Source organism: Atribacter laminatus, from assembly GCF_015775515.1.
Taxonomy (GTDB): domain Bacteria; phylum Atribacterota; class Atribacteria; order Atribacterales; family Atribacteraceae; genus Atribacter; species Atribacter laminatus.
On the sequence record NZ_CP065383.1, the window covers coordinates 2556514 to 2577086 of the forward strand.

At 37.7% G+C, this 20573-nt stretch carries 18 protein-coding genes and 1 pseudogene; 16 read left to right on the forward strand and 3 right to left on the reverse strand.

Features of this window, described 5'->3' with window-relative positions:
* Position 1: 1 nt before the first annotated feature.
* From RT761_RS11515 to RT761_RS11560, 10 genes and pseudogenes are all read left to right on the forward strand, one after another.
* The gene (locus tag RT761_RS11515; protein ID WP_218111565.1) at positions 2 to 1459 is read left to right on the forward strand and encodes a restriction endonuclease subunit S; all 1458 of its coding nucleotides are present in this window, start codon (positions 2 to 4) and stop codon (positions 1457 to 1459) included.
* A complete protein-coding gene (locus RT761_RS11520; protein ID WP_218111566.1) occupies positions 1456 to 2232 on the forward strand; it encodes a transposase in 777 nt (258 codons plus the stop codon). Before RT761_RS11515 ends, RT761_RS11520 begins: the two co-directional genes overlap by 4 nt.
* Before the next feature lie 20 nt (positions 2233 to 2252).
* Positions 2253 to 3716: a type I restriction-modification system subunit M gene (locus tag RT761_RS11525; RefSeq protein ID WP_218111567.1), complete on the forward strand. Its 1464-nt coding sequence runs from the start codon at positions 2253 to 2255 to the stop codon at positions 3714 to 3716.
* A 207-nt stretch (positions 3717 to 3923) separates the two neighbouring features.
* Positions 3924 to 4370: pseudogene (locus tag RT761_RS11530) on the forward strand (TrlF family ATPase); the annotation flags it as partial.
* The gene (locus RT761_RS11535) at positions 4330 to 5676 is read left to right on the forward strand and encodes an ATP-binding protein (protein WP_218111569.1); all 1347 of its coding nucleotides are present in this window, start codon (positions 4330 to 4332) and stop codon (positions 5674 to 5676) included. The pseudogene RT761_RS11530 and the gene RT761_RS11535, both read left to right, overlap by 41 nt.
* Positions 5677 to 6508: 832 nt before the next feature.
* The gene (locus RT761_RS11540) at positions 6509 to 7588 is read left to right on the forward strand and encodes a hypothetical protein (RefSeq protein WP_218111570.1); all 1080 of its coding nucleotides are present in this window, start codon (positions 6509 to 6511) and stop codon (positions 7586 to 7588) included.
* Between the two features lie 3 nt (positions 7589 to 7591).
* The gene (locus tag RT761_RS11545; RefSeq protein WP_218111571.1) at positions 7592 to 8425 is read left to right on the forward strand and encodes a transposase; all 834 of its coding nucleotides are present in this window, start codon (positions 7592 to 7594) and stop codon (positions 8423 to 8425) included.
* Between the two features lie 160 nt (positions 8426 to 8585).
* Positions 8586 to 8753 carry a hypothetical protein gene (locus RT761_RS11550; protein ID WP_218110910.1) on the forward strand — a complete coding sequence of 56 codons (168 nt, stop codon included), beginning with the start codon at positions 8586 to 8588 and terminating at the stop codon, positions 8751 to 8753.
* Positions 8737 to 9048: an IS110 family transposase gene (locus tag RT761_RS11555; RefSeq protein ID WP_218111572.1), complete on the forward strand. Its 312-nt coding sequence runs from the start codon at positions 8737 to 8739 to the stop codon at positions 9046 to 9048. Before RT761_RS11550 ends, RT761_RS11555 begins: the two co-directional genes overlap by 17 nt.
* Before the next feature lie 119 nt (positions 9049 to 9167).
* Complete coding sequence (locus tag RT761_RS11560) at positions 9168 to 9887, forward strand: transposase (RefSeq protein ID WP_218111573.1); 720 nt, start codon at positions 9168 to 9170, stop codon at positions 9885 to 9887.
* A gap of 247 nt (positions 9888 to 10134) precedes the next feature.
* Here RT761_RS11560 and RT761_RS11565 read toward each other — a convergent pair whose 3' ends face one another.
* Complete coding sequence (locus tag RT761_RS11565) at positions 10135 to 11076, reverse strand: nucleotidyl transferase AbiEii/AbiGii toxin family protein (protein WP_218111574.1); 942 nt, start codon at positions 11074 to 11076, stop codon at positions 10135 to 10137.
* A gap of 26 nt (positions 11077 to 11102) precedes the next feature.
* A complete protein-coding gene (locus RT761_RS11570) occupies positions 11103 to 11978 on the reverse strand; it encodes a type IV toxin-antitoxin system AbiEi family antitoxin domain-containing protein (RefSeq protein ID WP_218111575.1) in 876 nt (291 codons plus the stop codon).
* Positions 11979 to 12484: 506 nt separating this feature from the next.
* On the opposite strand from RT761_RS11570, the gene RT761_RS11575 reads away from it, so the two are divergent.
* A complete protein-coding gene (locus RT761_RS11575; protein ID WP_218111576.1) occupies positions 12485 to 12652 on the forward strand; it encodes a hypothetical protein in 168 nt (55 codons plus the stop codon).
* 646 nt (positions 12653 to 13298) lie between these two features.
* Here the strand turns inward: RT761_RS11575 and RT761_RS11580 are convergent.
* The gene (locus RT761_RS11580) at positions 13299 to 14561 is read right to left on the reverse strand and encodes a hypothetical protein (RefSeq protein ID WP_218111242.1); all 1263 of its coding nucleotides are present in this window, start codon (positions 14559 to 14561) and stop codon (positions 13299 to 13301) included.
* A gap of 324 nt (positions 14562 to 14885) precedes the next feature.
* Between RT761_RS11580 and RT761_RS11585 the strand changes: the two genes are divergently transcribed.
* The 5 genes from RT761_RS11585 (at position 14886) to RT761_RS11605 (ending at position 20520) form a co-directional block, all read left to right on the forward strand.
* Positions 14886 to 16100 (forward strand): ROK family transcriptional regulator, encoded by a 1215-nt coding sequence (locus tag RT761_RS11585; protein WP_218111577.1) that lies wholly within the window; start codon positions 14886 to 14888, stop codon positions 16098 to 16100.
* 17 nt (positions 16101 to 16117) lie between these two features.
* On the forward strand, positions 16118 to 17341 hold the full coding sequence (locus RT761_RS11590; protein WP_218111578.1) for an SIS domain-containing protein: 1224 nt from the start codon (positions 16118 to 16120) through the stop codon (positions 17339 to 17341).
* Positions 17342 to 17564: 223 nt separating this feature from the next.
* A complete protein-coding gene (locus RT761_RS11595; RefSeq protein ID WP_218111579.1) occupies positions 17565 to 18878 on the forward strand; it encodes a M20/M25/M40 family metallo-hydrolase in 1314 nt (437 codons plus the stop codon).
* Positions 18879 to 19154: 276 nt separating this feature from the next.
* Positions 19155 to 20168, forward strand: coding sequence for a beta-galactosidase (locus RT761_RS11600; protein WP_218111580.1), 1014 nt, complete (start codon positions 19155 to 19157; stop codon positions 20166 to 20168).
* Complete coding sequence (locus RT761_RS11605; protein WP_218111581.1) at positions 20140 to 20520, forward strand: cupin domain-containing protein; 381 nt, start codon at positions 20140 to 20142, stop codon at positions 20518 to 20520. The genes RT761_RS11600 and RT761_RS11605 overlap by 29 nt, the downstream gene beginning before the upstream one ends.
* Positions 20521 to 20573 lie beyond the last annotated feature (53 nt).

Sequence of the window (20573 nt, forward strand, 5' to 3'; positions counted from 1 at the left end):
TATGGAATTTAATTCAGATTTACCAGCACTCCCTAAAGGTTGGGTGTGGGCAACTTTTGAGGGAATAGCTTCGAATGATAAAAATGCTATCGTGGACGGACCTTTTGGATCGAATTTGAAAGTATCTGATTATATTGATGATGAAAATGGCATACCTGTTCTTACTACAAGAAACTTAGAATACGGTTATGATAAACAATTCGTTAGGTATATTTCGAGAGATAAATTTCTGGAACTAAAAAGAAGTGAAGTTAAGGGTGGAGATATCTTAGTAGCTAAAATTGGTTCATGTGGGAAAGCAGCAATCTATCCTGAAAATCTTCAATCTGCAATGATACCAGCAAATCTTTTAAAAATGACCGTTTACCCTGATATTAATAAACTATATGTATTTTATTTTCTAAATTCCAGATTTTTCAAAAAGGAATTGGAAAACATTACTACTGCAACTGCTCAACCTGCTTTCAATGTGACAAAATTCAGAAAATTACACCTCCCTCTTCCACCACTTCCTGAACAGTACCGCATTGTCAATAAAATTGAGGAACTTTTTACCAAGCTGGATGCTGGTGTTGATGCCCTTAAAAAGATAAAGATTCAACTCAAACGTTATCGACAGGTAGTTTTAAAAAATGCTTTTGAAGGCAAGCTCACCCAGCAGTGGCGAGAAGCTCACAAAGAAGAACTCGAACCCGCCTCAGTGTTATTAGAAAAAATAAAGGAACAACGTAAAAAGGGATCCAAAGAGAAATTTAAAGAACTGCCACCGATAGACACATCTGAATTACCTGAATTACCAGAGGGATGGGTGTGGACATTACTCGAAAATTGTGTAGAAATTTTAGATAACCAGAGAGTTCCAGTTAATTCAAAAGATAGAGAAAAGAGAAAAGGAGATATTCCATATTATGGAGCAACTGGACAAGTTGGCTGGATTGATGATTTTATATTTGATGATGAACTAATTTTATTGGGTGAAGATGGCTCTCCATTTCTCGACCCTCATAAATCAAAGGCTTATATCATCAGAGGTAAAAGCTGGGTTAATAATCATGCTCATGTTTTAAAAGCTATTTTTGGAGTAACAATCAACGCCATTTTGTGTCACTACCTTAATATTTTTGACTTCCATAATTATGTTTCTGGGACTACTAGATTAAAATTAAACCAATCTCAAATGAGACAAATACCAATCCCTCTCCCACCACTACTTGAACAGCACCAGATTGTTGTAGAAATCGAAAGTCGTCTTTCTGTGGCTGACCACTTGGATAAAGTTGTCGAGCAGAGCCTTAAACAGGCAGAAAAGTTACACCAGAGTATTTTGAAGCAGGCATTTGAAGGAAAGCTCGTTCCCCAGGACCCAACCGATGAACCAGCAGAAAAGTTGTTGGAAAGAATCAAGGTAGAAAAAGAGATCATGGGTTTAGCCTCTCAAAAATCCAGAAGAAAAAAATGAAATACATTCAGAATCTACACCATCACCGTCAACCGCTTCGTTTAAAGGATTATGATTATTCCCAGGCTGGGATGTATTTTATCACTATATGCACCCAGAATCATGGGTGTTTATTTGGGGAAATTATCGAAGAGAAAATACTTTTAAATGAAGCCGGAAAGATGATCGAAAAATGGTATGTGGAATTAATCAATAAATTTCCCGACATTGAAGATTATGAATATATCATTATGCCCAACCATATCCATTTTATTATTCATAAAATCGATCAAAATAAACCGGATCAACAAAAAATGAACAATCCCCGTAGGGGCGAACCTGTGTGTTCGCCCAATATATGTTCACGCATTGATATTTTACCAATCACAAATAGGGCGGACACGCAGGTCCGCCCCTACGATGATAAAAATGAAAAATTAAACGATGAAAAAAATTCAATGGATTTGAATTGTATTGGTGTTGACTTGGGCGGACACGCAGGTCCGCCCCTACGGAAAATCGAAAAATATGATGAACGAATCACGGAAAATAAAGAAACTGGTGAATACACCATGGGTTCATCCATACCAAAAATTGTGCAATGGTTTAAAACTATGACCACCAATGAATACATCCGTCGGGTAAAACAAGATGGATGGAAACCGTTTAACGGTAGATTATGGCAACGTAATTATTACGAACATATCATCAGGAATGAAATTGAATTAAACCAAATCCGTGAATACATTATGAATAACCCTTTAAAATGGTTATTAGATAGAGAAAATTTATAAACTAATTGGAGGTAATATAAATGGCCAACGAATCAGCAACCATTGTTCAAAGGCTTTGGAACTACTGCAATGTCCTTCGGGATGATGGTGTCAGTTATGGTGATTATGTCGAACAATTAACCTACCTCCTATTTCTCAAAATGGCCGATGAGCAGACCCAACCACCCTATAACAAACCTTCGAGCATTCCCCAAGGACTTGATTGGCAAAGCCTTATAGAAAAAGATGGTGATGCCTTAGAAATCCATTATCGTCACATTCTCGAAAGCCTCGGTAAAGAAAAGGGTATGCTGGGGGTTATTTTCAGAAAATCTCAAAACAAGATTCAAGATCCAGCAAAACTCAAGCGTCTGATTGAGCTCATTAATGACGAAACCTGGATTGGCTTAGATATTGATATCAAGGGAGATATTTACGAAGGGCTTTTGCAGAAAAACGCTGAAGACGTTAAGGGAGGAGCAGGGCAGTATTTTACTCCTCGATCCCTTATTAAAGCTATGGTAGAAGTGGTCCGTCCCGAACCAGAACAAACAATCTGTGACCCTGCCTGTGGAACCGGGGGATTTATATTAGCCGCCCATGACTTTATTTCTCAAAATTTCCAATTGGATATCGATCAAAAGAAATTCTTAAAATTTCATACTTTTAAAGGGAAGGATATTGTTGATGGCGTCGCAAGACTCTGTGTCATGAATCTTTTTCTCCATGGTATTGGAGGAGAGGAAAGTCCTATAGAGGTTGGAGATTCTCTGATTTCTGACCCGGGAGAGAGGTTTGATATCGTCCTCACCAATCCTCCTTTTGGAAAAAAGAGCAGTATTACCATCGTGAATGGTGTAGGGAAATCAGACCGGGAAACTTTAGTCTATGAACGCCAGGATTTCTGGGCAACCACTTCTAATAAGCAACTGAATTTTCTTCAACACGTTAAAACCATCACCAAGATGAATGGAAAAGTCGGGATTGTCGTCCCTGATAATGTTCTTTTTGAGGGTGGTGCCGGCGAAACCGTCCGAAGAAAACTACTTGCCGAATGTGATGTTCATACCCTTTTGAGGCTTCCCACTGGAGTATTTTATGCTCAGGGAGTGAAAGCCAATGTCCTTTTCTTTGATAGAAGACCAGCCAGTGAAAAACCTTGGACGACGAAGCTCTGGATATATGATTTGAGAACCAACATGCATTTTACTCTTAAAACAAATCCCCTGAAATATGAGGATTTGAAGGATTTTATTAAATGCTTCAAATCAGAAAATCGAATGGAAAGAAAAGAAACCGAACGATTCAAAGCATTTACCTATGACGAATTGATGCAAAGAGATAAGGTAAGTCTCGATATTTTCTGGCTCAAAGATGAAAGTCTTGAGGATTCAGAAAATCTCCCATCTCCGGATATTATAGCGAGTGAAATTGTAGAAAATTTAGGATCAGCCTTAGAGCAGTTTAACGGTATTTATGAAGACCTGGAGGGTGAGAAAACATAGGGAACAGGTTTTGATTCTTGAATTTATAAAATTCTATGGAATAGTGCAATTGAAAAAATGTTAATTGATCTTTTATAAGCTGCTGATAATTTTATATTTTTTGCCGATGCAAAGGTTGCAGCTCATCAAAAAGATTTAGAAAAAACCGAAAAAGAATTCACACCTTTTATGACAAAAGCAAAATTACAGGACGAGTTGGAAAAGATGGACATAATGTCACCTGGCAAGAAAAGTCTTGTGCTTCTGAGCTTTCTTATTGACTTGAATAATGAAGAATGGCCAATTCTTTTGGGCCAACCTGAAGACGATTTAGATAATAGGTCGGTCTATGATGATTTGGTTTCATTTATTAAAAATAAGAAAAAGAAAAGTCAAATAATCATAGTTTCGCATAACCCTAATTTGGTTGTTGGTGCAGATGCCGATCAAATCATTGTTGCAAATCAAGAAGGACAGGAAAGAGGACGAGATAATAAAAAATTCAAATTTGAGTATGTTTCTGGTTCGTTAGAAAATACCTTTGAGCTTTCAGAATCTCAACAAAAAGCTATATTGTTTCGGAAGGGCATACGACAGCATTTTTGTGAAGTTCTTGAAGGAGGTCAGATAGCATTTGAAAAAAGAGAAAAGAAATATGGATTCAAAACAAGTTGAATCCCAGGTAACTGAATTTAAACCCTCATGGCGTGATGATTATTTGAAGTGGGTTTGTGCATTTGCTAATACCGATGGGGGAAGATTGATCATTGGAGTTGATGATAGTGGTAATCCTATTGGTATAAAAGATACGAAAAAACTACTCGAAGATTTACCTAATAAGTTTAGGGACATCCTTGGTATCATACCATCTGTGAGATTTGAAAAGAAAAAAGACATGGATATAATTACAATAGAAGTTAAACATTCAAATGTTCCAATTTCTTATAACGGAAGATTTTATATCAGAAGTGGGAGTACAATTCAGGAATTAAAAGGCAAAGATTTATCAAGGTTTTTGATTTCAAAATCAGGAAAGGGTTGGGATGAGTATATTGAGGAAAGCGCTATTAAAGATGATATAAATATTGGGACAATAGAAAAACTCAAGCGAATTGAAATAAAAAGAATTCCATTTATAAAAGATGAAAATGAGCCCATGAAAGTGCTTGAGAAATTGAATTTGATTGAGAATGGAAAGTTTAAAAGAGCAGCAATTTTGCTTTTTGGCAGGAATCTAAAGAAATTCCGATCAAGTGCCTATATAAAAATCGGTAAGTTCTTATCTGATACAGACATCGTAAGTTCTGATGATGTTGAAGGAAATCTGTTTGAACAGGTTGAAAAGACAATGGAGTTACTCCAGACAAAGTATCTAATATCCGAGATAAGATTTGAAGGGATATATCGAAAAGAAGAACTTGAATATCCTGCAGAAGCACTTAGAGAAGCAATTATTAATGCAGTTATACACAGGGATTATATTGGACCGCATACTCAATTAAAAGTATATCCTGATAAAATAATACTCTGGAATTCTGGAACGCTTCCCAAGGAAATCAAGATTGAAGAATTAAAGAAAAATCACTCATCTTACCCAAGAAATGAATTATTAGCAGATGTTTTTTTCAAAACAGGGCTTATAGAAGCATGGGGTAGAGGAACAATAAAAATTATTGATGAATGTAAAAAGGCAGGATTACCAGAACCAGAATATAAAGAAGAATTTGGTGGGTTTGCTGTTTATTTCTATAAAAATATCCATACAGAAGAAAATTTAAGAAAATTAGGGTTAAATGAAAGACAGATTAGAGCGATAAACCATATTAAAGAGAAAGGTAGAATAACGAACAAAGATTATCAATCGTTAAACAATTGTTCCCGAAATACGGCATTTAATGATCTCTCTGATTTGACAAAAAGAAAAATTTTGAAAGATAGCGGTAAAAAGGGGAAAGGAGCTTTTTACGTTATTGAACAATAAATGCACATATTGCACATTATTTGCACATTATTTGCACATACAGTATTCACAAATTGATCATTAACTGTAACAAAATACGATGGGTCAAGCCTTGATTCTTAAATTTATCAAAATCATGGAATAGTGCAATTGAAAAAGCTTAAGGATGAGATACTCACGGACAAAGGCCGAGGGGGAGAGGGGGAGAGTGGGCGAGGAGGAACAAGTTAAAAGATGAGATCCTCACTGATTTGCAAAACGAATCCTCAGGATGACACCTATGGTGTTTTATGAAAACATTACTTGATAAAGCCGCGTCAATTAAATTTATTCATTCTTAATAATATTTATTATTAGTATAAAGCTTCATAGATCCGCATTATTCTACATTATTGTGTATTATCATTCATTATTCCCCTTAGGTGTGATGTTTATATTACAGCTTGTAAAGCCAAAAAATCAATATTATAATATTTACCATTAGGTGTAAAGGATAATTAAAAATATTAACCGAAAGGGGATATTGACATTGAAAATCCAGATTTGTACTCAAGTACTCAAGAAATACCTGAGCACCAAGAAAATTAGCCAAAACCAACTCGCTAAAAAATTGGTATCTCTCGAGAACACTTCAACCGCATCATACACGGACAGTATATAAGACCCAGCAATCGAGTGATAGCCGGCTTGCTCCACTGGACCAAAATCCCTTTTGAGGAACTTTTTATTCTTTGTCCGAGTTCGGATCTAAGTTCGGTTTCTGAAAATCGTCCGCTTTATCCTTCCGATCCCGCATCGGATCATTCTTAATACTTCTTTTTAACAAAAAAAAATAACTAAGGAGGCCCTCTTTATGAAACTCCACAATCGTCAAATCAAAGCATCATTTTGGACTGACACCGAAATGATCCGGAATTTTACTTTAGAAGAACGACTCTTTTACATTGGTCTTTGGCAGTTGGCTGATGATTCAGGATGCGTAGAAAATGATCCCTATGCTTTTAAGCTGTTTCTTTTCCCACTGAATGAAGAAGTGACCATTGAAATTCTAAATGACTGGACAGCTAAGCTTATTGAAAAGAATAAACTCATTTCCTACCAAGTCCAAGGGAAAGATGGGCTGTATCTTGCCAACTTTCATAAACACCAGACCATCAAAAACCCTCAACCTCCAGAAGTGCCTCTTCCTCCCTGGATTACCTGGAAACCCTATAAGAGTAACCCCCGTACCGGCCGTTATGAAATCAGAGCTCCTCAAGATCATCAAGAGATCCAACACTCAAAAGATACTCAAGAATCCCAGGACTCTTTTTCATCTTCTGACACTTTTCTTACACCTTGCTTACAAGATAAATATAAAGAGAATTTAAATAGAAATAAAAAAGAACCAAAAGAGGGAAGGGATTGTCAAGGGAAGGGAGAAGATTTATCGGCTAACGCCGAATCGCGTTCGGTAAGTAAGGGGGAGAATATAAATGTAAAAGATGTAAAAGATCCAATAGTAATGAATCCAAAACCTAATAATTCCAAACCCAGTACTCGTCAAACCAACAATGCTAAGCCCAAGATTCAAAGTACCAACCCCGTTCCTCAAACCATCATGGACTTCTATAACCAGGAATTTCAAGGTCTTTGGAAAGGACCCTTGCGTTTAACCCGAGAACGAGAACGACAGATCAAAGCCAGGTTAAAATCTTTTTCAGTCGATGAACTCAAAGCTGCTATCACCAACCTTCGGCAATCTCCCTTTCACTGTGGGAACAATGACAAAGAACGAGTCTATGGAACTCCTGAGTATCTCTTTAAAAACGACTCCCAAGTCGATAAGTGGCTGAATGAGAAAGCCCAGAAAAAGTTCAAGAGTCGGGATGAGGTCTGGAAAGAATACCTTGCTCAAAATCCCACCCTCAATAGTAACTGGTTGGGAGTCTAACCCATGTTTTGTCGAAAAGCTGCTCATCTCAATAGCCATTGCCAAGACTATGGAAGCTGTCCTGATTATTGCTTTCTATCGGTTGATAAAGATGGGAAAAATAAAAAAGAGAACATGAAAGAGAATCCAGACCTCCGCCACCGTCGATCGCTTCGGTTAAAGGATTATGATTATTCCCAAGCTGGGATGTATTTCATAACCATAGACACCCAGAATTACCAATGGTTATTTGGAGACATTAAAGGAGAGACAATGCATTTAAATGCTGCCGGGAAAATGATCGAAAAATGGTATTGGGAATTATCCAATAAATTTCCCGATATTCAATACGATGAATACATTATCATGCCCAACCATATCCATTTTATTATCCATAAAATCGATACAACCACCATGCGGCCAGATATGAGGTCAGACACCGTAGGGGCGGACCGATGTGTCCGCCCAAAAGATAATCAAAATTCATCGGTTGAACAAAAAAAGGGCAGACACCCAGGTCTACCCCTACGGAAAATTGGGAAAAATCGTGAATACACTATACGTTCATCCATACCAACACTTGTGCAATGGTTCAAAACCATAACCACCAATGAATATGTCCGTCAAGTAAAACAAAATGGTTGGATACCGTTTAACGGGAGATTATTGCAGCGCAATTATTATGAACATATTATCAGGAATGAAATTGAATTAAACCAAATCCGTGAATATATTATGAATAATCCTTTAAAATGGGAATGTGATCAGGATGATAAACAATATTTCTTAAGAAAATTTCACCATAACTCAAAGGGTCTATCATACAATTTTGAGAGGATAACTATCATACAATTTTGAGAGGATAACGAGGCATCCCCGGATAAAATATGCTATGCTATTTGAGACGGGGGTGTGGCTGTTGGGGTTCGTTATCCAGGAAACTGGGTTCACTCGACTCTGAAATGCCGCCCTCGTTTTTTTATTGTCCCGTAACATCTGCTGGGATGGTGCCGGTCGTGTGACTGTGGCTCTGTTAATAGACGCGATGTGGGACAATAAAGAATACATCCTCAATATATCAAGCTTGGAGGCTCCGCTCATGAACGAACACCTTCTGGTTGGCATCGATGTTGGATGTCATTCACATCAGGTTGCCATTGCAGAATCAAATGGCACACATCTTTAAAGAATTTGGGATTTCTCATAATGCCAGTGGTTTTAACTCTCTTTTTTCTGAAATTAATCATTATGAATCAACTTTGAAATGTCCAGTCATAATCGGAATGGAAGGGTTTAATGGGTATGCTCGACCTCTTGATCAATTGATTCAACAGAAAGGCTATATCCTGTATAACATCAATAATTTAAAACTGGCTCGATTCAAAGAGCTGTTCTCTGGTCCTGCAAAAACTGATGTGATTGTGCCCAAAAAGATTGTCGAGTTCATGCGGATTGCTCCTTCTTTCCAAGGAGAGCGTTGAGCCATCACCGAAATCAAACCAGGAAACGGAGTGAATCAGACCCTCAAACGGCTCACTCGACGACGTCGACAGTTGGTGAATGAAAAGATCAGCATCCAGAATCGAATGCAAGGCTCTCCTTGCAATCAGTCGCTCCGGGGTTAGTTGATTTGGTGAAAAATGTTGATAGTCGCTGGTATCTCCATTTTCTCACCTGCCGTCCTTCACTCCGAAATCTCGCTACCATGCGGAAAGAGAGTCTCCTCAAGATTAAAGGAGTCGGGAAAAAGTATGCTGCAGTAATCGCTTCCTGGCAAAAAGAAGCTCATTTTTCTACTGATGTTGACTTGGTCAGTTCCATGATCATTGAGGATGCCAAACGCATACTAGCGCTTATGGAAGCCATTGCAACCATTGAAAACGAATTCGAGCCTCTCTGCGAACAATCAGATCTGGCTAGAACCATCGGAAGTATTCCTGGTTTTGGACCAATTTCTTCAGCTGAACTAGCTGGTGAAATTGACGATCTCAGTCGTTTTCCGCAAGATATGAGCTTAGCTTTGTACCTAGGAATGGCACCACTTGATAATAGTTCAGGGAAAAAAGAAGGCTGTAAAGTTGCCAAATCAGTGAATACTCGAACTAAAGCAGCAATGATGGTTGCGGTGGCTCATCATTCTTGGCAAGTCGAAGAATCAAAGCGATACTATGAGAAAAAACGATTAGAAGGGAAAAAGCATAATCAGGCTATCCGATCACTGGGGAGACATCTGGTGAGGGTTATTTGGTCACTCATAAAAGAAAAGCGCTTCTATGAAATCCGAGAAGAAAACGAGAGAAATATTTTAAAAATGGCTTGAAATTTGTAGTGGGATGTTCAGGTCTTGAATATTAAAGATATTTGGAAAATATAAGTCTAATTGATTTAAATAAATGATAATAAATGAGAAACAAAATGGGGAAATTGGATGTTTGAAAGAATAGAGATGCTCTTCTAGCAAAGGAAGATGAGATAAAAGCTTAAACTTGGAAAATTTGGAGTTGAGTCAATTGAATGATTAGTATTAATCTGAAAACGAATGTGTAAATCGATATAGGATTTTTTCGTCAGGACAATCCCTTGTGATGTTTTACATTATAAGCTTTCCATTGAAGAAGTGGCTGGGATCGTATGCGCTGTTGAAGAGATGAATCAGTGGTCAAAAGGGTAGGATCAACCTCTCCTCGATCCATTAGTAGATCCAAAAATGCCCGTTCGGAATCTGTGAAAGGTAAGACTACAGATAAACCCTCACGACATTCCCTTACAAGGCGTGCCCCGAATTCCTCCATAGAAATTTGCTCCTTTGTTTCACGGACATGTAAAGTGGGAATGAGTAATTTTGTTAATTCCACAGCATTGAAATCGACGTCTTTGATTGAAATGGTCCTCCAATCTTTGCGGTTCATCCCTCCGTAAACAACGAATGCTAGGCGAAGCGAGTCATGTTTCAGATTGTCCATATGAAGAATCCGATGACTATCGAACAAATCTCTTGCCTGCCCGCGCGCCAATAGAGCCGAAAGTTTGCCAGCTGCTAATTCGTAAATATTTTGAACCGGAATTCCCATGAGCTGAAAATTTCCGAGCGGTTGTGAATCGACGAGATGAAAATCCCAGAGCGGTTGTCTGAACATGAAATTCATGTCGACCTCGAGATTACCGGATTGTCCCGTATAGCTCTGATAGGTAAGTTGCCATTTTCCACCAGCATGTTCGTCTGGGACTCTCTTAGTTTTGAACCCCTCTCGAGAAAACACCGCTTGCATCGCCTGTTCTATCTTTGGTCTTTCAGCCAGCATTTCCTCGCGATCTAACTTTCCGATGTAATTGAGATCGATATCCACTGACAATCTTGGGAGGTTTAGTAAAAACATGTTTAAAGCCGTGCCGCCCTTTAAAATCCATTTACCTTTTAAGAACGGATGTGAATTTAAAGCATTGAGCAAGTTCATCAGGTGAAGAACTTTTTCAACCATCCCTGCTTTGAAACCGGTAACCTCAGCCACTTGTAATACATCCGATGACGAGAATTTCACAGCACTTCCCCCCATGACCGGTTTATAATTTCGACAGGAATCATCAGGTTCCACTCTTTAATCAACCGGCACTCTTTGCGTTGGCTGCGATCAAGGTAGTGTGGTTGCCGGGGACGCAGGTTTCTCAACAGATTCAGGTGGACATCGTCAACCATCAAGGTTTCTTTGTGTTGATTCAGAAAGAAACCAACCTTTGCAGCGGTCGTCGCATTATTCAACAGGTGAACATATTCAACGACCTGATCCAGATCGAAGAATTCGACCGATTCCAGAGAACGAAATATTTCTTCCCAACTCCCCGTCAAATCCGGTCGATCCAGTACGTCGACAAAGGTTCTTTCAAGATTGGTTACCTTGAGTTCCACACCAGAACGTCTGTGGATTACAACACCGAACATCTCCTTTCCCTTTTCCAGAAGGAGATTCGGTATGGGAACACGGGTAAATACATGAGATTGAAAACTCAATGGAAGCGATTTACGCGCGGATAAGTAATACAACCTCGAGTAGACTGTATACGCTTTTCCATGGAATTCCAACGCCGTGTGATAAGCAATAACCGCATCTTCGCTCATTTTTGCCGCCACGAGATAAGGATCGATTGGGCTCGACACAGGATTGTTGCCCAAAGGAATGGTCGCATAAAGTCCACGGCGTATAGATACTATTCTCCCCTGATTGCGATAGTACGTTAGGAGCGACCTGCGGGTATTCCTTTTAACAGGTCCCTTGACAGACAAAAAGCGGTCTAATTCGTCCACCGTAAATACAGCATGCCGAGACAGGAATTCTCCCAATTTTATTATTGTATCCTTTTGACGTTTGTTCGACATAGTATCAAAAATTTTAGTCTTATCTCGATTGTTTGTCAAATTACATCCCTGGCAAATGTGACGAATTGGCGAGATAGTATTAAATTTTTTGCGACCTTTTCACCTATTTGTCAAATAATCCAACAAACCACTAACTAACAAAACTCAAATGGTCAGGTCTTGATTATTGAATTTTTTTATTGATTGCCTACAATGAAAAACCTTAAAAAAAGGGTGGGTAGAGGGTATGGTTAGGATTTATGAGCAGTTAGTAAATAAAGATGATAGATTTGTTGATTTTCTGGATTAAATTCGAAATCTCATCATTAATTTAATCAAATTTTATTCAAGGCAAATCTCCACTGTTTTTAATTGGTTCAAGATTTTAAATTATCATCTTATCCCTCATATGTGAGTAATATTTTGGGATAGACCCACTCGTATACTCAAAAAGGTCCACCATGAGTATCAAATAGGCCCACCTTGGTCATGGAGAGATCCACCTGACATATAATGAGGAAATACACTGTAAAGTGTAAATCTTCATTAGGAGGCTGATCAAATAAATGATCAAGTATCGAGAAATTCTTCGGCTTCACAGCCAAGGTGTGAGTCAACGTGGCATTGCTGCCAGTTGCCAGAAGAAATCAGGGGGTCAGGTCTTGATTCTTGAATTTATGAATCCAGAGGGTCAGGTCTTGATTCTTGAATTTATGAAAAATGCTGTGGTTTAGAGGAATTATGAATAAAGATAAAAGATGAGATCCTCACTGCTTCATAAAGCGAAGCCTCAGGATGACGTGTGCGGCGTCAGATGAGATCCTCAAACCCTCGAAAAGTGAGGGCTCAGGATGACGGCATTTTTTAAATTTTTGTAGAGACTTGATTTATCACACCCGTAAATGGATTTACAATGTTAAAAAATAATAATGATGAACCGGAGGAGATTGCCACGACCTCAAAAAACGAGGTCTCGCAATGACGGATTTGGTTGATGAGATCCTCGCGGCCAAAATAACAATGAGGAAGGAGTATTGGTGAAAAATGCCGAGGGGGAGAGGGGGCGAGGGGGAGATAAAGGAAAAGAAAATTAAATTCAGGAATACGGAGTGAAGACTCAATTAAGGTTCCTTTGATGAACCATTTTTTTATTCCGAAATCATCAAAAATTCTTATATGTGTTAAACATAATTTGAGCTATTTTAAATCTCTGTCTTGTTTGAAATCAACTTCTGAGAAGTAAACTTTTCTTCGTTAAGTTGTTTAACTTTAAAGAAAACCATGCATTTCCCAACAGATTTATGAGAAACGAAATTTTTGATGCTTTAAATAATATATTACAGTATGTTAGCTAAAATTTAAAATTGCACCTTTTAAGTTTTAAAATTGCACTAATTTTAATTCCGAACATTTTATCTTTTCTATTCCCACCAACTGGGATTTATACCAAAAACGAATTTCAGCAAGGTTCATTTCGTCATCTGGGACAATACGGAGCTGAACCTTTTCCCGGATCGGAACCCCGGGAACCTTGAATTCAACATTTTGAAAGGAGATCTTCCGGTAGGGATTCACCACCCGTTCCGCTCGTAAGCAGAAGATATCTTTGGTAGATTGGAAAGGAACCGGAAGAGTAAATTCTCGAAAAAGTGATTTTCCTTGCTCGAAAGCTTTTGCCATCCGGAGCGCTGGTATTTCTCCGGTAGTACTATGAACCTGATGATAATTATAGCGATTCATTTCATTATTGAGGATCTGTTGTCCCTCTTCAATGGTAGTGGCGTTTTCCCGATAACAGGTCCGAACAATGCGATCCTGCAACCACTGAAAAGGTCTTTCAATTTTGCCTTTGGCTTGGGGTGAAAGAGCATAGGCGATCTTGACCCGGCATTCATCTAAGACCTGTTTCCACTGGGGATTGATTTCATCAGTGAGACGTTGATGTTTTCTCCAGAAACTATCCCGGGTTTGAACAAAACGAAAGATCGAGTGATTGTCGACATAATAAGAATAAGGAAAGCCGTAGCGCAGCCAGACGGTTTCTAAAGCTTGGATATGGTTCCAGCTGGTCTCCCTTAAGACGAACTGGGCAAAGACAATCATCCGACTATAATCATCTAAGCTGGTGATAAGATACCACTTGTCTTCGGCACTGGGTGAAAAGCGGTGATGGGAGGAATCATGTTGGATGAGTTCTCCGATATAGTGGGTGAGGACTTCCCGGTCATGAGTTTTTTTGGGTGGTTTTTCTTGAAAAAAGCCATGTTTTTTCGCCCGGTTAATGATGGTGGGAAGAGATACTTTTTGCTGGTATTTCCGAAAGAGTTCATCTTGTATGTAACTATAGTTGTAGGTTCGAATGGGAAGGTCGGGATTCACGATCAGGACTTTTTCCAGAGCCAGTTCGTTAAAGATGTTGATTTCAATCTCGGGAGCAAGGGTTCGAGGTGGTTTTTCCCTGGGAAACACCAGAGAAAAATGTTTCGGATCAGTCTGATACCGGTTGAGGAGCTGGAAAAACCGTCTTCTTTTAATACCGAGGATATCTAAAAGATAAGAAAGCTCAAGGGTCTTATCAAGATATCGTTCCAAATAGGATTGAACCATTTCAGTGGAAAATCGCTTATGAAGTTGTTGTCCCATGGATTTCGACCTCCTTCTTCTTAAAAAGAAGTCTATACCATAGGAGGCTCTGGTGGATACTGACGCTGATGGGGATAATAGAAAGGATCATTATCCCCATCGCTTGGACAACTCTTAAAACGAGTTGCCCACAGTTTCCACCAGCCGACGACGAAATATTTATATGGTAATAATGATCTACCCATTACAATTTAGTGCACTTTTAAATTTTAATTTAGTGCACTTTTAAAACTTAAATGACATAATATATTACAGTATTGACAACTTGGTTAGTTAAGTTTATTATCTACAATATATTATAAAAGACCTGAGGAATTGTGTTATATGCATTATCTAAAACAGTCACAAAGAGACGTTAAAAAAAATAATTTAAACTTAATTCTGAATACCATTATCAAACATGAACCACTATCAAGAGCTGACATCGTTAGGATTACCAAAATCTCAAAGCCTACAGTTTCAAACCTTATTGATTATTTACTTCAAAGAGTAATTATTAATGAAATTGGAATCGGTAAATCAAAGGGAGGAAGAAAACCAATTCTTATTCGCTTTAACAATTTAAGGAAATATATTGTTGCGACCGATTTAGGAAGAGAAGATTGTACAGTTGCCATTTCTGACCTAAAAGGAAATATCCTCGAGAAAGCTTATGAAAAATTTAAAAAGGAAGATCGGCTAAACGATAAACTTAAAATCGCCAAAGATCTTATTCACTTATTGATAAATAGCTTAAAAATCGAACCAAGTCTCATTTTTAAAATTTCATGCATTGCACCAGGAGTTTATGCCGAGCGGGGGAAAGAGCTGAAATGGTCCCCAGTAAACACCCAAAACGAAGGAGCAGATATAAAGAATTATTTTGAATCTGAATATCATGTTCCTGTGATCATAAACCACTCAACCAAGCTTTCTTTACTGGGAGAAAAAGTAGCAGGAAAGGCAAAAGGATACAAAAACGTTTTATATATCGATTTTGCATATGGCTTAGGATGTTCGTTTATGATTGATAGCAATATTTATTTTGGGGTTAATAACTCGGCTGGAGAATTTGGCTATTTTTATTCAAGCCTTCAAGAATTTATGAATAATACAGTAAAGCCGTATGAATTTGGCTGTTTGGAAAAAAGAATTTCAGGATATGCATTACAAAATAAAGGTCTTGAAAAAGTTAAAGAAAATCCTCAATCAAGAATCCTCCAATTAGCACAAGGTGATCAGGACAAAATCACCGGCCGAACCGTTTTTCAAGCAGCAATGGAAGGCGATCAGGAAGCAACCCAAATTTTAAAAAGCTCTTTCGATTATTTTAATATGGCTTTAGCGAATATAATTAATTTACTTACACCAGAAATAGTTATTTTTGGTGGAGGGTTTTCTAATGCTGGTGATTACCTACTCGACCTTATCAACGATGGGATAAAAGATAAGGTTTTATATATGCCAAAGTTTGAAATTTCTGAACTTAAGAAAGATGCAAGTATTGTAGGTGCTATACATTATTTATTAAATAATACTGATCTTTTAGAAGAGATTTGAAAAAAGGAGTCTAATAAATGAACCCTTTATCTGCATTCATTTCCCTGGATGATCCCCAAAAAGAAGCTCTGGGTATTCAATATACCCCCCAGGAGATCCATGACCAAGTGGATCTATGGGCTTCCAGTGTTGAAAGAGTCTTCAAATACCGAGAAAGGTTAACTGAGCTTTTTAACTCGGTATCAGAAAAGAAGAAGAATCTTATCTATTTAGCCGGTGCCGGCACTTCGGAATTTGTCGGATATTGTTTGCAAGGGTTATTTCGTCAGAACTTTCCAATTCCGGTTCAAGTGGTTTCAACCGGGAAGATGGTCACTCATCCTGAGGAGTACTTTGCCCATATCAATCCGCTGATGATCTCCTTTGCCCGATCAGGAGACAGTCCGGAAAGTTGTGGCGCCTATGAGATTGCCAATCAATTCTCCGATTCCATACGTCATCTGGTGATTACCTGTAATAAAGAGGGTGGCTTAGCCCGAAGAGCACGGCACGATCCCAACAGTCTGGTCATCGATCTTGATGAGAAGACCAATGACCGGGGATTAGCCATGACGGCCTCGTTTAGCAATATGGTGATTGCCGGTCAAGCCTGTTCCCAGATTCATTCCCCTGAAGAGTACACCCAAAAGCTTCCCCAACTGGTGGCGGCTGGAAGAAAAGTGCTGACCATGGCCTCAGAAGTGGTCAAGAAAACCGCTGAAAGTGATTTCCAAAGAGCAGTCTTTTTGGGAAGTGGCAGTCACTATGGAACAGCTATTGAATCCCACCTCAAACTCCAGGAGCTCACCAGCGGACAGATCATGTGTGGGTACAACACCTTCCTTGATGTGCGCCACGGACCAAAAGCGGTCATCAATAAGCAAACTTTGGTCGTCGCTTTTCTTGCTTCTGATCCCTATGTTCGCCGCTATGAACTGGAACTCTTGAAGGAAATCCGACAGCAGGAGTTGGGAAAAACAACCATTCTCATCGGAGAGGGACTGGATGATGAAATCAGTCGATATGGAGATGAGGTGATTGATATCAAGAGTGATTCCCAACCAGCTCTTCCCGACTCTCTTACCCCACCAGTCTATGTCATGATTGGGCAATTGTTGGGTCTTTTCAAATCCCTTCACCTCGGCTTCAAACCCGATTCACCAAGTAAGACTGGAGTTATTCATCGAGTGGTTCAAGGAGTGAAGGTGTACGACCCAAAAGTATTTAAAGAAAAAGGGATATTTCAAGAAATCAGAGGATGAGCATTCAATTATTAATAAGCTGGAAAAATTAATTAAATTGAGCCCTGATAAATTATTTAAAATATTAATAAAAAAGATAACGAAATTTATTTAAAACAATTAGATTTTTTCATATGAGAAATACGTTGACACAAGTTTATACTAAGTTAGATAATATATCTAACTTACAAAGTTCTTTTCTTATTAACAAAATTTCAAAAATTGATTAAGGGAGTAGTAAATTATGGACGATATCTCATTAAACTTGAGAAAAAATATTTCTGCGTTGAGAATGGCTGATGATGTTAAGAAATTAGTATCATTTGGACCACGGCATGCAGGAACCGAAAATGAATTTAAAGCTGCAGAATATGTTAAGAAAGAATTTGATAAAATTGGAATTAAGGTTTCTGTTGACAAAGTAGACGGCATCATTTCTTGGAAACAAAAAGATTGTAGAGTAAAAGTTATTAAGCCAATTGAACAAGATTTAACTTCAATTTCTTTACTTGGTTCAGGTTCAACTCCCCCAGAAGGTTTAATCGCCGAATTATTATATGTAGGCAAGGGCACAAAAGAAGATTATGAAAAAGCAGAAATAAAAAATAAAATTATCATGAGAGATCCACCTCGTGCATTAATGTTAGATAATGCCTCTGATGAAGTTGCACCTCAAGGTCCTACTAAAATGCTTTTAGAAAAAGGAGCAGTAGGATTTTTAGAACACTCTCGGATTCCAGGTAAAATTCTACAAATGCCACTTCTTTCAGGACCTGAAGGACTCACTGTACCTGCTGTCGCTATAACTTATGAAGACGGTCAATTTCTAAAAGAATTATTAAGAGAATGGTATGCGATTCCATCTGGTTTTAAAAGAAGAGAGGAGAAATTACCAATTATCCTCAAGCTTGATGTTAAAACTGAAGCTAGTCCAAGCTTTGGTCTTAATGTTATAGGAAAAATAGAGGGAAAAGAAAATAAAGATGAAGTCATTTGTTTGATTGCGCATCATGATAATGCAAATGGACCTGGAGCTTGTGATAACGCAACAGCTGTTGCAGTAAATCTTGAATGTGCTCGAATTTTATCCAGAATGCCTACACCCAAGAGGTCAATTGAATTTCTGTCATTTACTGGGGAAGAATATGGAGAAATAGGTTCTTTTGCATATGTGGACAAATACGTTAAGAAAGACCCATCTAAATATAAAGGTTGTATAAATCTCGACATAATTGGGAATGGTGACCATTTATATTACATTGAGGAATCAATATGCATGGGAAAGTTAGTAAATAACGATAGCAATCTCAATAAGGAAATTGTTAATGTTTGCAATAATCTTGGCTATCATATTGAAGGAACTCCTCTTGAATATGCTGGAGATGATGGACCGTTTATTTTAGCCGGGGTTCCAACTGCATATCTAGCAAAATTAATCTCTGCAAGTTGGCCATATTTGCATACTTATATTGATGATTTTGAAGTTGTTGATATTAATGGCCTTACTGTAATTGCTGAAATTGTATCGAATTTTATTTACAAATTGGCAATACAATAAAAGTATACATCAAAAGGAGAAAAGCTTTTGGATAGCATTATTGGGATGCAAATTCATTTTATCCAAGAATTGTTTGACGAGGGAATAGAAAAGGCGCTCCTCTTTTTAAGGAATGAGGGAAAAATAAATTCAATATTTGTAGCATCTCAACATGACTATTTAGATTCCTCGGGTTTTGATTCACTTTATCACAATAAAAAAAGAAATAAGCATGTTGTTAACGGTTATTTTTTTGACCATCAGCTTGATAAATATGACTCAACACCAATTAAACCCATGAAAGATGTTGATTTGTTTTTATCCTCAAAAGACCCTTTTGGTGATATTCAATATTATGCCAAAAAACTAGGATTTAAATTTTACGCAATGATTCTCAATCGTTGGCCTCAATCAGATTTGTTCCCTGATTGTCATATGAAATCAATCAATGGCAAAATTATTCCAAAGGTTCTATGTGCAAATAACCCAAAAGTGATGAATCTTTATAAATCAATTATAAAAGATCTCGCAACGAAATATGATTTAGATGGTATTTTTTTGGCACTTCTTGATCATTATGTACAATTTGGTTTTATCCATTTAACTGACGAACTGGCTTATTCTCTTGGTATAAAACGATTTAACAGTCCGGAGGTCGGATTGGCTTGCTTTTGTGATTATTGTACTAAAAAAGCAACTTCCGAAGGAATTGATATTGAAAAAATAAAAAAAGGGTTATATCGAGGAATTGAAATGGGTATTATTCCTCATCACGTTGAGAATATTACTTCTCCAGATGAAGTTTTTAATTTTTTAGATAAGGTTCCAGAGTTTTTACAATGGATGCACTTCAGATCAAAATCTTTTACTGAGATTCATAAAGAACTCTATAAGTATATAAAGAAATTAAACCCTTCCATACAAGTTGCACTGAATACCTACGGACCGGCAGATTCGTGGAAATACGCTGCAAATTTTAATGATTTGGTAAGTCAATGTGATTGGGTAAAACCTATGTTTTATTCAGGAACCTATCCTGGATTACCTAAAACTCCTGAACAAGTGAAAGTTGAAATGAGCAAAGCAGTTAAATATGCTAAAGATAAACCGGTGGTAGCAGGCATTAATGGGATCGGTAGCGCTAGTAATTTAGAGAATATTAGGAAGAGCTTTAGCTCCGCTCTATCAGCAGGATCAAAAGGACTCATTTTGTCGTGGGATTATGCCTTAATACCCCTTGAGCACATAACCTATTTTGGAAAATTATGTGAGGAGGTTTTTTATGAAAAAGGTAAATTGGGAAGAATGTGAACCTTACTTAGTTCATGGAGAGGCAATAGAAAGGTCTTTAGTTGGACTTGAAGGTTTTCAAAAATATAGTCCAGTATCACCAAAATTAACAGTGTCAAAGAAAATTTTATTTTTTAATTATGCTATTCTAAATCCCGGAAAGAGACTTGAGAAACACTTTGGTAATCAAGAAGAAATTTATTATATTATCAAAGGGAATGGAATATTTTATTGTGACCAAGAAAAAGCATCTGTAAAAAGCGGAGACGCAGTGTATGTCCCAACTGGGTTAGAACATGGTTTGGATAATAATGGAAACGATGATATTGGATATTTGGTTTTAGGCACAAAGCCAGATAATTTTAATGAATAATTTAAAAAAAAATTTATCTCACCATTTATTTTGGTGAAATAAAGGGAGGATGA